The organism is Candidatus Poriferisodalis sp. (assembly GCF_965205175.1).
Classification (GTDB): Bacteria; Actinomycetota; Acidimicrobiia; order Acidimicrobiales; family Poriferisodalaceae; genus Poriferisodalis.
The window spans coordinates 1563217-1577527 of record NZ_OZ242038.1 but is presented as its reverse complement, the minus strand read 5'-3'; the positions used below and the strand labels follow the sequence as shown (position 1 = coordinate 1577527).

Sequence of the window (14311 nt, the reverse complement as noted above, 5' to 3'; positions counted from 1 at the left end):
GGGACACGCTCGGGTGCGTTACTCCAGCAGCTCGGCCACGGCCAGCTCGGCGATGCGATCGCTGTCGTAGGCGAGCGTCTCGGAGAGCACGTCGAAGGTGTGCTCGCCGAGCGTCGGACCGCCGTAGCGGACACGGGCCGGCGTGCGCGACAGCACGAACCGAGTGTTCTCGACGGTGGTGGTGCCCTGCTTGCCATGGCCGACCTCGACGAGGTGCCGACGGTGGACGACCTGCGGATCGGCGGTGAACTCCGGCGAGTTCTGCACGATGTGCGCAGCGACGCCAGCAGACTGAAGTTCGGCCATCAGCTCGTTGCCGTCTCTGGGCCGAGTCCATGCCGAGATCAGCTCGTCCAGCTCGTCATGGCGTTCATGACGCTCGGCGTTGCTCAGCGATGCCAGATCAGCGCGTCCCATTGCGCTTGCGAGCGCGGCCCACTGGCTGTCGTCGACACAGGAGATCGCGATCCAGTGGTCGTCATCGCCGTGGTCGGCCGCTGCCGCAGTCCGATACGCGCCTTGGGGAGCGAACTCCAGATCGCGATTGCCGGCAGCCTCCCAGATGCGCCCGTTGACGGTGCGTTCGAGCAGCGCCGGCGCCATCAGGTGCAACGCCGCTTCGGCTTGGGACAGGTCCACATATTGGCCTGTGCCGGTGCGCCGCTTGTGCTCCAGCGCTCCCATGACTGCGGCGACCAGCCACCGAGGCGACGTGTAGTCGGTGTAGGCGGCAAACGGCCCAGCCGGTGCGCGGTCGGGCCAGCCGACCGGGTAGAAGAAGCCGGAGATCGCCGCAGCCATGGTGCCGAATCCCGCCAGCATGGCCAGCGGCCCCGTCTGGCCCATCAGACAGCTCGACGCCATCACCACATCTGGCCGTCGCGCTTTGACGTCGTCCCAGCCCATGCCCCAGCCGGCCATGGCCTTGGGCGAGAACGACTCCAGGATCACGTCCGCCCAGTCGATGAGGTCCCAGATGACCTCGAGCGCCTCGGGCTTGGACATGTCCAGCGCCAAGCCGCGCTTGCCGGCGTTCAAGTTGCTGAACAGACCCGAGCCGTCCGGATCGCCGACGTCGTCGTGGAACGGCTGGATGGATCGCACAGCGTCGAGCTTGTTTGCGGATTCGACCCGGATGACCTCGGCGCCGTAGTCAGCCAGCACCCGCGAGGCGGCCGGGCCGGCCATCGCCCACATGAAGTCGAGCACGCGGAGACCTTCGAGCGGCGGTGAGGTGTGGGCCCTCGGCGCCAGACCCGCGGGGACCGCAGGCGCACGTCGGGACGCTGCAAGCTCGGCCAGCACTTCGGCGGTGTACTCGCCGAGCTTCGGCGCACGTCCGAGTGCCCCAAGCGGTGTCTCTGTGAACTTCGCGAACGCGCCCGGGTAGCGCACCGCCTGCGGATCGAACGAAGCGTCCCCGGCATCGACCACGACCTCGCTGTGGTCGACGTCTTGCCAGTACTCCCGGAACGCCAGCTGGTGCGAATCGACGACCTCTGCGGTGGTCCACACCGGCGTGATGAGCACGCGTCGCGTCATGGCGGCGTCGAGCAGCTCCGCCTTGGACTTGGTGGCGAAGAACTCGGTCAGCACGCCCTTGATCCGCTCGTACTCCGAGACCGGCTCACGGCCGTCGAGCAGCATCATGGCGTACTCGGTCCAGTTCTTGTCCCTCGTGGACTCGTCGCAGAAGCCTTCCTCGAAGACCCAGTCCATGAGGTTCTGGGTGAAGGCCCGAAAGCCGGGTCCGAACAGGAACGTCACCGAAGCGTGTCCGTCCGCGCACGGCCACATGAGCTGAATGTCGATGCCCTGCAAGCTGGCGCCGCCGGCGATGCGCTGAGTCACCGTGGCATTCAGCGAGGTGTTGAGCGTCGACGACATGGAGGCTTGGCTCATCGACTGCTGGGCGGACATGTCGATGTGCTGGCCGAGTCCCGAGCGAGTCTGTCGATCCCACAGCGCAATGAGCGCAGCGCCCGCAGCCTCCGACGCGGCGTTGTGCATGGCTTGGGGCAGCGTGCCGCCGGCGCGCAGCGGCGCCCGATCCTTGTCGCCGGTCACCGCCATGTTCACCGCCGAGGCCTGCAGCGCCAGGTCCGACACCTTCCACTCTGCCTTGGGGCCGTCGCTGCCGAACGGGGTGATGGAGACATGGATGAGCGCAGGGTTCAGCTGGGCCAGATCGGCTCGGCCGAGACCCAGCGCCTCGGCTTCGCCGGGTGCGAACGACTCGAACACGACATCGGCGCCTGCGACGAGCGACTTGGCGTGCTCGATGCCCTCGACGGTGCGGAGGTCCAGCACCACGCTGCGCTTGCCGCGGTTGTACGGCCAATGCTGCAACGAGCGCTCCGGGTCCGCGATGTCGCCGGCGAAGGGCCGCAGCCGACGTGCAGGCGAACCCTGCGGCGGCTCCACGGCGATCACGTCGGCGCCCATCTGGGCCCAGATGGCACCGGCGAGGTGGCCGCGCTCGTCGGTCAGGTCGATCACGCGGTAGTCCCCCAGCATGGCGTTGGCATTCGTCCCCGAATCTGCAATCATGAGGTCATTTCATCATGCGCGCCGAGGCCGGCGCGCCAAGCCCGGTGCGCCGACGACATGCGAGCTTGGAGCTTGGCGTCGGGCCGCCCTAGCGTCGGCTCATGCATGAGCGGACCATTGCCGACGGCACTGACGGCTCGGTGGAACCGGCGCTCGGCCTGATCGCGCCGCTGCTGGACACCTTGCCTCCGCACCGCGTGCGGTACCTGCCCATCGTGGACCGGCCACAGATCCGGTGGCCGAACGACGCGCGTGTTGCGCTGTGGATCGCTCCGAACGTCGAGCACTACGAGTACCTGCCGCCGCGTGACCCGCAGCGCAACACCTGGACACGGTCGCCCCATCCAGATGTTCAGGGCTACGGCCACCGCGACTACGGCAACCGGGTGGGCTTCTGGCGCATGGCCGAGGTGCTGGACCGCTTCGGCGTGGCGGCCACTGCCTCGACCAATCTCGCCGTGTTCGACCACTACCCCGAGGTCGGCGCTGCCATGGTGGAACGCGGCTGGGAGATCATGTCCCACGGCATCTACAACACCCGCTACCTCTCCTCGATGGACGAGACCGCCGAGCGAGCGTTCTACATCGAGTGCATCCAGAGGCTGCGCAGCCACGCTGGGCTCGCGCTGCGAGGGATGCTCAGCCCAGCGGTCTCCAACACCTCGGCGACCCCTGACCTCATGGCCGAAGCCGGACTGATCTACCACGCCGACTGGTTTCACGACGACCAGCCGGTGCCGCTGGCGACCCGCGGCGGGCAGCGGCTGGTGTCGATTCCCTACTCGATGGAACTGAACGACGTGCCGGTGTTCGCCCAGCACTTCGGCGCCGCCGAATTCGTGGCCATAGCACGTGCCCAACTCGACGTGCTGCGCCGAGAAGCCGACGACGGCGCCGGGGGCCGGGTGATGTGCGTTGCGCTGCACCCCTACCTCATGGGCATGCCGCACCGGATCGACGCGCTCGCAGCCATGCTGGAGCACCTGATGAGCCACGACGACGTGTGGCAGGCCACTGCCGGTCAGATCGCTCAGCACTTCCTCGACCATCACTACGACGAGTTCGCCGCCCACCAGCCCGAGCCGGCAACGCTGCCGGATGCCACGCCGACTCGCGGCGGGAACCGGCCGCAGGCCGTCGTGCGCCAACCGGGTGTGCAACAGTCGAGACCCACAGGCACCGTGCCGCCTGCCGCCTACGAGTTCGGCCCGGCCCAGCACCAAGCCGGCATGGACCACCCCTACTACGACTGGTCACCGCTGCCGGGGCGGCGCCGCTTCGAGTGGCCCGGCGGCTGCCCGCTGGCCGTCGGCGCAGTGATCGTCCTCGACCATGTCGAGTGGGCGCCGCCGGAGGGCGCCTACTCCTTGCGCGGTCGAAGCGGTGGACTGACGCGCCTGCCCGCGCTCGACTACCCGCAGCTCACGATCCGCGAGTACGGCCACCGAGTCGGCGTCTTTCGCTTGCTCGAGGTGCTGGAACGGCATCGCGTCGCCGTCACCGTCGCAGTGGATGCGCTGACTGCCGAGCACTACCGCTGGCTGATCGCGCATCTGGTCGAGCGTGGCTGCGAGCTGGCAGGGCGAGGCGTAGCAGCCACCCAGGTCATCACGTCCAAGAACTCTCAGGCCCAAGAGCGGGAGGCCATTGCACGCTGCATCGACGCCATCGAGTTTGCCTGCGGCACGCCGCCGACGGCGTGGTTCTCTGCCGAAGGGGTGGAGTCGTTCCGCACTCCGGCACTGCTCGCCGAAGCCGGCATCGACACGCTGCTGGATTGGCCAAACGACGAGCAGCCGTTGCTGATGACGCCCGACGGCGTGCTGGCCGGGGTGCGCCGACCAGACGGGACCGCACAGATGGTGTCGCTGCCGCTGTTCCTCGAATCCGACGACGAATTTGCGCTCTGGCACCGGCGGGTGTCACTCGACGGCTGGCACGAGATCATCACCGGTGCAGCTGCTCGCATGCATCGCGAGGGCGCCGAGCAGGCTGCCGGAGGCCGGCTGCTGATGCTGACGCTGCGTCCGTGGCTGGCGGGCCAGCCGTTCCGGGCCCACGTGTTCGACGATGCGCTCGCGCGCGTGACCGCTCTGGGCAGCGTCCATACGGCCACAGCGTCGCAGCTCGCCCGACACGCCCGCACCCTGGTCGCCTGAGCAGCGCCGCGTACGCGCCGGCCCACCGCTGCACCGCCACGCCGGCCGCGGCCATGCCGGTCAAGACAGCCCGCCACGACGGCCAGTCACGACCTCAGCCGCTGCCCTCCAAGCGCCATGCGCCGGGTTCGGGCATGCGCAGGCCCAGATGTTGGCGCAGCGTGGCGCCCCGGTACTCCGTTCGGAACAGGCCACGGCGCTGCAGCTCTGGCAGAACGATCTCGACGAAGTCCTCGAAGGCTCCTGGCATGTGCGTGCCGGCAATCACGAATCCGTCCACCGCACGCGCGGTGAACCACTCCTCGAAGTAGTCGGCAAGCTCGACCGGACCGCCGACGACCGGGTGAGCCAGACGACCTCGCCCGGAGACCTGTATGAAATCGCGCACGGTGGGATTGGCTCGTCCGCTGACCTGCAGCACCTGGTTGCGAATGCCCTGAATGCCCGTCATGGCCTCAAGGTCGTCGTCAGACAGAGGCACGTCGAGGTCGCGGCCTGCGAAGTCGAAGTTCAGCCCCTCCGACAGCAACGACAGTTCGTCGACGAGTGTCGGCAGTTCGTCGTAGGCGGCGCGGCGGTCTTCGGCTTCGGCCATCGTGCGTCCGACGACCGGAAATGTCAGGTTGGCGATCTTGACCTGGTCCGGGTCGCGGCCGAGATCGCCGGCCTGCGACTTCACCGCTGCGTAGTGAGCGACCGCTGCATCGAGCCGCACCTGGCTCACGAACAGCAGCTCGCCCCAGCGGGCGGCGAACGCGGTGCCGGGACCGCTCTGCCCCGCCTGGATGATCACGGGGTGTCCTTGGGGCGTGCGCGGCACCGTGAACGGCCCCCGAGACGAGAACCAAGCTCCCCGATGGTCCAGCCGACGCACCCGGGCGCCGTGGGCGTACAGCCCGCTCGCTCGGTCGGCCGCAATCGCATCGGCGTCCCACGTGTCCCAGTGGCCGTGTACGACCCGCATGAACTCGTCTGCTCGTTCGTAGCGCTCGTCGTGGGCGAGAGCTCGGTCCAGACCCATGTTGCGCGCCTCGTTGTCATTCACCGAGGTGACCACATTCCACGCTGCTCGGCCCGCTGTCAGGTGGTCCAGCGTCGCGAACACGCGCGCCACATGGAACGGCTCGAAGTAGGTGGTCGAATAGGTGGCGCCCAAGCCGAGACGCTTGGTGGCCGTGCCCATCGCCGTCAGCACGGTGACCGGGTCGAGCTTCACGCAGCGGATGCCCGCCTCGACGGTGTGCCGGTGGTCGCCGCCGAACATGTCGGGCATCGCCAGCCGGTCGTCGAAGAAGCCGAGGTCGAAGCAACCCTGTTCGAGCACTCGGCCGATGTGGCGGTAGTAGTCGAAGCTGGTGACGTCGTGACGTGCGTCGGGGTGCCTCCAAGCCGCAGGGATCGTCGTGCAATTCTGCGCCTGGAGAAAGCCCACGAGCACGATGTGACGCTGCGCATCCACGCCCAGCGAGCGTAGGCAAGGGGCAGGTGCCGGCGCGCAGCCGCGTGCATCGCGGTGCAGCTTCCCCGCAATGACAGACTCGACCGGCATGCCGAAGGTGTCCTCTGGCCGCGAGATCGCGCACGACAGCACGCTGCGGACTCGGCTGGCAGACAACTTGGCCCGCCACACGGTGCGGCACCACGCTGACGAGGGTCGCAAGCGAGCCGCTGTCGCGGTGATCGTGCTCGACAGCGAAGCGGACCTGCACGGATCGGACCCTGGGGGCCAGGGGCTGAACGCGCAGCAGCGTCGCGAGCTGCTTGCGCAGATCCCCGACAGCGCCGGCGACCCGTCGCTCACGGGCAGCATCGACGGAACTGCCGGGGGCGCGGCGGTGCTGCTCACGCGCCGTGCCGGTCACCTGCGCGGCCATCGTGGTCAGTGGGCGCTGCCGGGCGGACGGGCCGACGACTACGAGACCGCGCTCGAGGCAGCCATCCGTGAGTGTGCCGAGGAGGTCGGCCTAGAGATGACCCCCGATGATGTGCTCGGCCGGCTCGACGACTACCCGACCCGGTCGGGCTACGTGATCAGCCCGATCGTCTTCTGGCTCGGCGACGAACAGGCGCCCGTCGCCAACCCGGCTGAAGTGGCCTCGATACACCGCGTCTCGCTGCGCGAGCTGACCCGGCCCGACTCGCCGCGACTCGTGAGCATTCCCGAGAGCGATCGCCCAGTCGTGCAGGTCCCAGTAGGGGGCGACTTGATTCACGCCCCGACCGGCGCCGTGCTCTACCAGTTCCGGGCCGTCGCCTACGAAGGCCGCGCTACTCGCGTCGACGAACTGGAGCAGCCCACGTTCGCGTGGTCGTGACCGCGCACATCAGCGGCACATCACCGAGCACCGCTGTGGATCAGGCAGACGCCTTCTTGGACGCATGCAGCGTCAGTCCGCTGACCAGCAAGGTGCCGATGAACAGGCCTTGAGTCATCACGTGGCCGCGTTCGCCGAACAGGATCGCGCCCGCAGTGAGCAGTGCGAAGAACAACACGCTGAGGCCGATGCAGGCGGTGCCGACCTCGAATCGGTGCGGCTTGCGAGTCGCGAACCCGATGAGCGAGACCAAGAAAAGCAGACCCAGCACCACCTCGATGACGCCGACGATGATCGCCAGCGGCCAAGCCAGCCCCGTGCTCAGCCCGAGCGCCGGCAACATCGCGCCTTCCAGCGCGTTCTTGAAGTTCACGCCGTAGAACGTGTCTGCGTTGAGGAACTTGTCGAAGCCGTTGAGCAGCCAGAACAAGAACCAGTACAGGCTCACGACGGCGCCGATGCTGGCCTTGTCGTGGATGCGCACCAGCAGGCCGGCGAGACCGGTCGGCTGGGCAGAAGCGTCACTGTTCATCGAAACAACCCCCGAGGTGATGATGTGATGGATGTCGTGGGCACCGCGGACGTGAGCCGGCACTCCCCCGTGACCGGAAGCGGCACCGCTTTGCCGAAGCGCCCGGACAGACTCTACTTCACTTCCCGACGCTGTTTCACTCCTCCGACTCAGCCATGCCCGACTCAGCCGTGTACCGACATCGACGAGCTGTGCCGTGGCCGCGTGCGCGAGAAGGTGCCCAAGTCGATCTCGAAGCCGGTGTGCTTGCCGGCCACCACCACGGGTTCGTCGTCGTGGTCGTGACCTGTCTCCACGGCGCCGATGAGCTCCGCCATGCAGTGACCCGCCACCGCGGCGTTCTTGAACTGGTTGCCGCTGGTGCCGATGGCCACGTAGTACCCGTCGAGCGAGGTGCGGTCGTAGATCGGGATCCAGTCGTCGGCCACGTCGTAGATGCCGACGATGCCCCTCGGCTGGTGCGGCAGCCCGAGCGCGGGCATGCGTCGGGCGAACCGCAGGACGTGGGTTTCCCACCGCTCTCGGCTGAGATCCTGTGAACAGCCGTCGATCTCAGCCGCGCTGAGCCATTCCAAGTCCGCCAAGTCCAACTCGAGCGAACCCAGCAACATGTTGTTGCCCACCTCGGGACGAACGTAGCAGCCGGTGTCGTCGTCGGCGATCGTCGCTCCTTCCTGCTCGAAGTCCACACCCGGCGGCGCAGGCACGTGGTACACCTCTTTGCGGAGCGGACGAGTGCTGATCGACATGTCGCCCAGCACGCCGGCCAGCGCATTGACGGCACTGCTGTGCGGACCAGCCGCATTGACCACGACCGGTGCCCGCACTGCAGTGCCGTCGCACAACGCGACCCCTTCGGTGCGACCGCCCTGTGCGGCAATGCCTGTCACTGTCGCACCGAAGCGAAACTCAGCACCTGCCGATTCTGCGGCGAGCCGAAGATTGTGAGCGGCGAGCTGCGGATCGCTGACGTACCCGGCTTCGGGCGTCCACAGCGCCCCTGCGAGCTGTGCAGTCGGCTCGGCCCAGAATTCCGGGTCGGCGGAGCGTCGGGGCGGACCGAACCTCGACAAGTCGAAGTGCCTGAGCCGGGCGACGGCGTCGTCGTGATCCCATATCTCATAGGGCACGCCGAGCGCCTCGAAGTGGGGCACAGGCAGCAGGTGGCGACCATCGCCGCTGAGCAGCGTCATCATCCCGCACTGCGTCAACGCGGCATGGCCGGCCTCGTCGACCTCGCCGACGTAGTCGGCCCAGCGCAGCCAGTACTGCAAGCCCTCGTAGGACATCGCCACCCCGGCTCGGGTGGAGTACGTGAATCGCACAATGGCCGAGGAGGCGCTCGTCGAGCCCAAACCGGCGCCTTGGTTGCGATCCACGCCCACGACCCGCCAACCGCGCAGCGCCAGCTCATAGGTGATCGCAGCGCCGATGACGCCGGCCCCGATGACGACAGCGTCGCAGTCGACGGTGTGCTTAGCTGGGCTGATTGATGGGCTCACCGGCTGACGCCTCGTCGGCGGCGGCGCAGAGGCTTCGGCTTCGCCGGCACGGACGAACAGCTCCCGCCTCAGCCGATGCGAATCGGCTTGGCGATTGCGGCGGTCAGGACGTCCGGCTCGCCGTCGGTCACCAGAATGTCGTCTTCGATCCTGATGCCGCCCAAACCCCGCAGCTCGTCGACGCGTTCCCACACCACGCAGTCCGCGAACTGCTCGCGCTTGGCAGGATCGCCGAGGAGCGCGTCGATGAAGTAGATGCCCGGCTCCACCGTGGTGACCATGCCGTCTTGGAGGACGCGGTCCGGACCCAGCCTCGACAGCACCGGATCGTCGCCGGCCGCCGGACCGTAGGGGACGCTCGTGAGGTCGTGGACGGACAGTCCCAGCAGATGTCCGAGCCCGTGAGGGAAGAACAGTGCCACCGCCCCTTCGCTGACCAGCTCAGCCGGAGTGCCGCGCAACAGCCCCAGCTCCACCAGTCCGGCACCCAAGGCAGTCGCTGCGGCAGCGTGTACCTCACGCCACACAGCGCCAGGACGGCACATGTCGATGGCCCGCTGCTGGACGCTGAGCACCAGCCTCCACAGAAACTCTTGGTGGTCGTCGGGCTCGGCGCCCACGACCATGGTGCGGGTGACATCGCTGGCGTAGCCCCCGAACTGCGCGCCGGCGTCGATCAGCAGCAGGTCGCCGGCGGTGATCGCGCGGCTTGCGGGTCGCAGCGGATCGTCGCCGGCATACACGTAGTGCAGGTACGCCCCGTGAGGGCCGGATGCCACGATGCTGTCGTAGGCCACGCGGGGCGCACCGGCGGCGAAGAACTCCGCCTCCATGCCAATCTGGATCTGTCGCTCGGACATGCCCACCGCGGCATGGGCGTACACCCACTCGAAGCCGGCCGCGCTGGCCGCAGCGGCCCGGCGAAGGTCGTCGATCTCGGCGCGGTCCTTGGTCATGCGCTCGAGCGCGATCGCAGCGCTCAGCGCCAGCGCCGCGCCCTCCGGCTGACCGCAGGCGCCGAGCTCGATGACCGCGCGGCCGTCCCGCTCGCTCAGCCAGTCCTCCAACTCCTCCAATGGCCGCCCGACGGGCGTGGGAGGCTGCTCCCACACCAGACGCTCGGGGCTGAATCGCGGTCCGAAGAACTCCCACTGGGCTGCGCCGGCGTCGTAGGCAAGCGTCGTGCCCGGCGAGCCCACGCCGGTCAGGTACACCGCGTCGGGATGGGGCATGAATCCGAAGTGCTGGTCGGTGCCCGGCCACGGAGCGGGCTCACCAGCACGCACGATGACGACCTCGTCGTCGAGTTCCCAGCGGCGAGCCACGCGCGCCCGACGCAGGGCCAAGACCTCGTCGTCGGGCTTCACGGCGCGCACCCTAACGGTGGGACAAGCTACGTTGCTGCCCGTGGACGACACCTCGAATCCAGACGACATCCACTCCGGTGCGCCCCACAGCGAGGCACCGCTGACTGGACCGACAGACAGCATCTGCGACGGGGTGGCCACCGCTGAGCTGTTTGCTTCAGGCCAAGCGTCGGCGGCCGAGCTGCTCGACGAGGCCATCGCCCGGGCGGACCGGCTGAACCCGCAGATCAACGCCGTCATCGTGCGGCTCGACGAGCAAGGCCGCGAGACCGCCGAGCGGCTCGACGCGCTGCGTGACCGCAACCGTGCGGACAGCACCGACGCCACGCTGCCGCCGCTGGCCGGTGTGCCTTTCCTCACCAAGGACCTCACCTGCGCCACCGAGGGTCACCCCTACCACGCGGGCAATGCAGCCTTGGCCCGGGCCGGTCACGTCTCGCAGGTCACGACCCATCTCGCCTCCATGTTCTCCGAACTGGGGCTGGTGAACTTCGGCCGGACGAACACCCCGGAGTTCGGCCTGACCATCACCACCGAGCCGCTGGCCTACGGCCCGACCGCCAATCCTTGGAGCACTGGTCACTCGACCGGCGGATCCAGCGGCGGATCCGCTGCCGCAGTGGCCGCCGGCATCGTGCCCGTCGCCCACGCCAACGATGGCGGCGGCTCGATCCGCGTGCCGGCTGCGAACTGTGGGCTCTTCGGGCTGAAGCCGAACCGAGGCCGAGTGTCGCTGGGTCCCGACGCCGGCGACGGCTGGGCCGGCTTCAGCGTCGACGGCGTCGTCAGCCGCAGCGTGCGCGACAGCGCCAGAGTGCTCGACGGCATCAGCCGACCGTGGCCCGGCGACCCGTACTTCGCGCCGCCGCCCTCAGCCACGTTCGAGTCCGCAGCGGCACGCGAGCCGGCACCGCTGCGAATCGGCTTGTGCGTGCATTCGGACTGGGGACCGACGGATCCCGAGTGCGCACGAGCGGTCCACAGCGCTGGGCAGCTGCTGGAGCGTCTCGGGCATCGGGTCGATGTCTCGGCACCCCCGGAGATGTTTCACGATGCGTTCTTCGAGCACTTCCGCACGATCGTGGCTGTGTGCAACGTGGTGGCCGTGACCGGATACGAGGCGGCGCTGGGCCGCCCGATGAGCCGGGCTGACACCGAAGGCGACACGTGGGCGCTGCTGGAGATGGGTCGCTCAGTGAGCGGCTGCGCGTACGTGTCAGCGCTTGAGTGGTGCCACGCGTGGACCCGGAGGCTGGCCGAATGGTGGGCCGACCATGACGTGCTCGTGTCGCCGGTGCTGACCGAGCCGCCGCCTCGCCTCGGCGAGCTTCGCAACCCGCAGACGGGCCGCGGTCGCCTCAACGACTTGCTGCACTACACACCGCAATGGAATGTGGCCGGTCAGCCGGCGATGTCGGTGCCGCTCCACTGGAGCGCGAACGGGCTGCCGGTGGGGGTGCAGTTCGTCGGCCCCCATGCCGGCGAGGAGATGCTGCTGTCGCTGGCGGGCCAGCTGGAGCGAGCGACACCGTGGACTGCGAGGACTCCCACCCTGTGGGCCGGCAACGGCTGACGCCGAGTCAGGATCGCAGGCTGCTCAAGCGTGTCCGCAGACCGACGTGACTGCGACGCAACGGCGTTGGCGCACGCGTTCGCGAGCGGAGAAACGAACCCCCTCGAAACGATGCAGGCAGCGCTCGAGCGGCTGGATCGGCTGAATCCGGCGTTGAACGCGGTGATCCATCCGCGTCCCGAACGAGCGCTGGCGGAGGCGGCCGAAGCTGCGGAGCGCTGGCAGAGGCGGCGGCACTCAGCGGCGCGACAGGCGGCCGCAGTCGGGCCGGACGTGGCGTTCGACGGTGTGCCGATGGCGATCAAGGATCTCGGCTGCGAGCAAGCCGGGGAACCTCACCACGCCGGTACACGATTCTTGGCGGAGATGCAGTGGCGAGGCTCGCTCGACAGTCATCTCTACGGTCTGCTGCGGGACACCGGGCTGATCTCGGTGGGCCGCACGAACACCCCCGAGTTCGGCACCACCATCACCACCGAACCAGCGGTGTACGGCCCGACGGCGAACCCGTGGGACCTCGTCCGCTCGCCTGGGGGTTCGAGCGGCGGTTCAGCAGCCGCCGTCGCGGCGGGCATCGTGCCAGTCGCCCACGGCAACGACGGCGGCGGCTCGATCCGCGTGCCGGCTGCTGCCTGCGGCCTCGTCGGGCTCAAGCCGAGCCGGGGACGGGTGTCTACTGCGCCTCGTCTGGGCGAGCACCGCGGCGGCTTCGCGGTGGACGGGATGCTGACCCGCACCGTGCGCGACGCGGCTCGATGCCTCGACGTCATCGCTGGCCCTGCGGCAGGCGACCCATACGTCGCTCCCCCGCCGATGCCCGGTGCTTCGTTCACCGACGCTCTGGCTGCCCCGCCGCCTCCCCTGCGCATCGCCGTCTCGACGGGCAGCCCCAGCGCGGCAAGCGCACCGGCGCGGCGTGCCGTCGAGCGCACAGCGAGCCTGCTGGCCGAGCTGGGACATCGCATCGAGCCTGATGCGGCACCCGACGGCTGGCACAGCGCGGACCTCATCGACCACACGATCGTGGTGCGCACGGTCGCCATGGCAGCTGAGCTGGCCGGCTGGTCACGGCAACTGGGGCGGCCAATCACCGCCGACGACGTCGAGCCCGCCAACTGGTGGTCCGCCGAGCTGGGACGCTCGCTGCCCGCGTCCGCGTACGTGCAGTCGCTCAGCGCGCTGGCGCGCTGGCGCCGGCGCGTGATGTCGTTCTGGAGCATGGGCTCGGGCTGGAGCGTTGGCAGGGCAACCGACGCCGCCGGCAGCGCTGGACCGCAGCGCCACGACGCCTTCGATCTGCTGGTCACGCCTGTGCTCGCCGACGTCACTCCGCCGCTCGGCTACCTGTCGGACCCGCTCGAAGGCGCACGGCGTGTCGCCGAGCTGGCGGCGTTCGTCAATCAGGCCAACGTGAGCGGGCAGCCGGCCATCTCGCTGCCCACCGCACTCGATGCCAACGGACTGCCGCTGGGAGTGCAGATGCATGCCGGCTACGGCGCGGAGTCGCTGCTGCTGGCGGTCGCCCAGCAACTCAACGATGCAGGCGGGCTGATGCCGCTCGGCGGGCTGCCCGCCGGACTGCCATGACACCGTCGCAGCGGGCACTGGAACGGGCGGTGGACCTGCTCGGCGACCACGCGCATGTGCGCAACGCCGTAGCGGTCACCGATGCAGCGTCGGCCAGCGCGCACCGGCGCATCATGTTCGCCCGGGTCGCGGCGTTCGCGCTCGGCGCCGGCATGGCGATCGCCTGGGGCCCCGGCTGGCTGCTGATCGTGGCCGCTGCGGTCGCCCACCAGCTGCTGTTCAGCGTGCAGCGGCTGCTGGCCGCGACCGATCAGGGTCTGCTGCTCGCTGACATCGGCTTTCGACGGGCCGTCATCGTCGCTCGCTGGCTCGGCGGCACCGATGCAACGATGGTGCTTCACACGAACAGCCCGCGGGTGGACGTCGCCCTCGAGCCGCCGGTGGACGACCGTGGCGTCGGCGAGCCATGGACGGGCCAAGTGAACGGCAACGACCTCGACGCCTTCGAAGCCACCATCCGAGCAGCGGGCGGTGAGCCGCTGCGCCGAACCGAACGCGACCGGTGACGAGCAGCGCGTGAATCGGGCGCTCGTCCGGCCCGTCTGGGGCTGCCCCGAGAACGCGACACCTGCCGGCGGCGGCTCATCGGTACCTTGGTCGGAAGGTCCCTGCCGCCGAACGCGGTGGTCATCGGCGGCCGCAGGCACACCCCGGCGCCATGCCGGCCGAAGCGAGGACGCGTTCGGTGCGAGTTACACAGCGGCGTTTGCCGCGCGACTCAGCAGC

General features: G+C 69.0%; 10 protein-coding genes. 5 read left to right on the top strand and 5 right to left on the bottom strand.

Going from position 1 to position 14311, the window contains the following annotated elements; genetic code table 11:
* Positions 1-18: 18 nt before the first annotated feature.
* Positions 19-2550 carry a CaiB/BaiF CoA transferase family protein gene (locus ACOGI4_RS06965; protein ID WP_419840962.1) on the bottom strand — a complete coding sequence of 844 codons (2532 nt, stop codon included), beginning with the start codon at positions 2548-2550 and terminating at the stop codon, positions 19-21.
* A 101-nt stretch (positions 2551-2651) separates the two neighbouring features.
* On the opposite strand from ACOGI4_RS06965, the gene ACOGI4_RS06960 reads away from it, so the two are divergent.
* Entirely contained in the window at positions 2652-4709 is a 2058-nt protein-coding gene (locus ACOGI4_RS06960) for a polysaccharide deacetylase family protein (RefSeq protein WP_419840961.1), read from the top strand.
* A gap of 94 nt (positions 4710-4803) precedes the next feature.
* Here ACOGI4_RS06960 and ACOGI4_RS06955 read toward each other — a convergent pair whose 3' ends face one another.
* A complete protein-coding gene (locus ACOGI4_RS06955; RefSeq protein WP_419840960.1) occupies positions 4804-6168 on the bottom strand; it encodes an LLM class flavin-dependent oxidoreductase in 1365 nt (454 codons plus the stop codon).
* A 70-nt stretch (positions 6169-6238) separates the two neighbouring features.
* Here ACOGI4_RS06955 and ACOGI4_RS06950 point away from each other — a divergent pair, with 70 nt between their 5' ends.
* Positions 6239-7024, top strand: coding sequence for an NUDIX hydrolase (locus tag ACOGI4_RS06950; protein WP_419840959.1), 786 nt, complete (start codon positions 6239-6241; stop codon positions 7022-7024).
* Positions 7025-7064: 40 nt separating this feature from the next.
* Here the strand turns inward: ACOGI4_RS06950 and ACOGI4_RS06945 are convergent, their stop codons facing one another.
* From ACOGI4_RS06945 to ACOGI4_RS06935, 3 genes are all read right to left on the bottom strand, one after another.
* Positions 7065-7556, bottom strand: a complete 492-nt coding sequence (locus tag ACOGI4_RS06945) for a hypothetical protein (protein WP_419840958.1) — start codon at positions 7554-7556, stop codon at positions 7065-7067.
* A gap of 164 nt (positions 7557-7720) precedes the next feature.
* The gene (locus tag ACOGI4_RS06940) at positions 7721-9058 is read right to left on the bottom strand and encodes an NAD(P)/FAD-dependent oxidoreductase (RefSeq protein WP_419840957.1); all 1338 of its coding nucleotides are present in this window, start codon (positions 9056-9058) and stop codon (positions 7721-7723) included.
* Between the two features lie 68 nt (positions 9059-9126).
* Positions 9127-10425: an aminopeptidase P N-terminal domain-containing protein gene (locus ACOGI4_RS06935; RefSeq protein WP_419840956.1), complete on the bottom strand. Its 1299-nt coding sequence runs from the start codon at positions 10423-10425 to the stop codon at positions 9127-9129.
* Positions 10426-10465: 40 nt separating this feature from the next.
* Here ACOGI4_RS06935 and ACOGI4_RS06930 point away from each other — a divergent pair, with 40 nt between their 5' ends.
* Genes ACOGI4_RS06930 through ACOGI4_RS06920 form a run of 3 tightly spaced genes read left to right on the top strand, consistent with a single transcriptional unit; the run spans position 10466 to position 14091 of the window.
* Entirely contained in the window at positions 10466-11998 is a 1533-nt protein-coding gene (locus ACOGI4_RS06930) for an amidase (protein WP_419840955.1), read from the top strand.
* 30 nt (positions 11999-12028) lie between these two features.
* A complete protein-coding gene (locus tag ACOGI4_RS06925) occupies positions 12029-13585 on the top strand; it encodes an amidase (RefSeq protein WP_419840954.1) in 1557 nt (518 codons plus the stop codon).
* Positions 13582-14091 (top strand): hypothetical protein, encoded by a 510-nt coding sequence (locus tag ACOGI4_RS06920; RefSeq protein WP_419840953.1) that lies wholly within the window; start codon positions 13582-13584, stop codon positions 14089-14091. The genes ACOGI4_RS06925 and ACOGI4_RS06920 overlap by 4 nt, the downstream gene beginning before the upstream one ends.
* Positions 14092-14311: the final 220 nt, after the last annotated feature.

Excerpts from the sequence above, each read along its gene's own strand:
- ACOGI4_RS06950 (WP_419840959.1), top strand. The coding sequence starts at position 6,239 with ATGACAGACTCGACCGGCATGCCGAAGGTGTCCTCTGGCCGCGAGATC.
- ACOGI4_RS06920 (WP_419840953.1), top strand. The coding sequence starts at position 13,582 with ATGACACCGTCGCAGCGGGCACTGGAACGGGCGGTGGACCTGCTCGGC.
- ACOGI4_RS06960 (WP_419840961.1), top strand. The coding sequence starts at position 2,652 with ATGCATGAGCGGACCATTGCCGACGGCACTGACGGCTCGGTGGAACCG.
- ACOGI4_RS06965 (WP_419840962.1), bottom strand. The coding sequence starts at position 2,550 with ATGATTGCAGATTCGGGGACGAATGCCAACGCCATGCTGGGGGACTAC.
- ACOGI4_RS06945 (WP_419840958.1), bottom strand. The coding sequence starts at position 7,556 with ATGAACAGTGACGCTTCTGCCCAGCCGACCGGTCTCGCCGGCCTGCTG.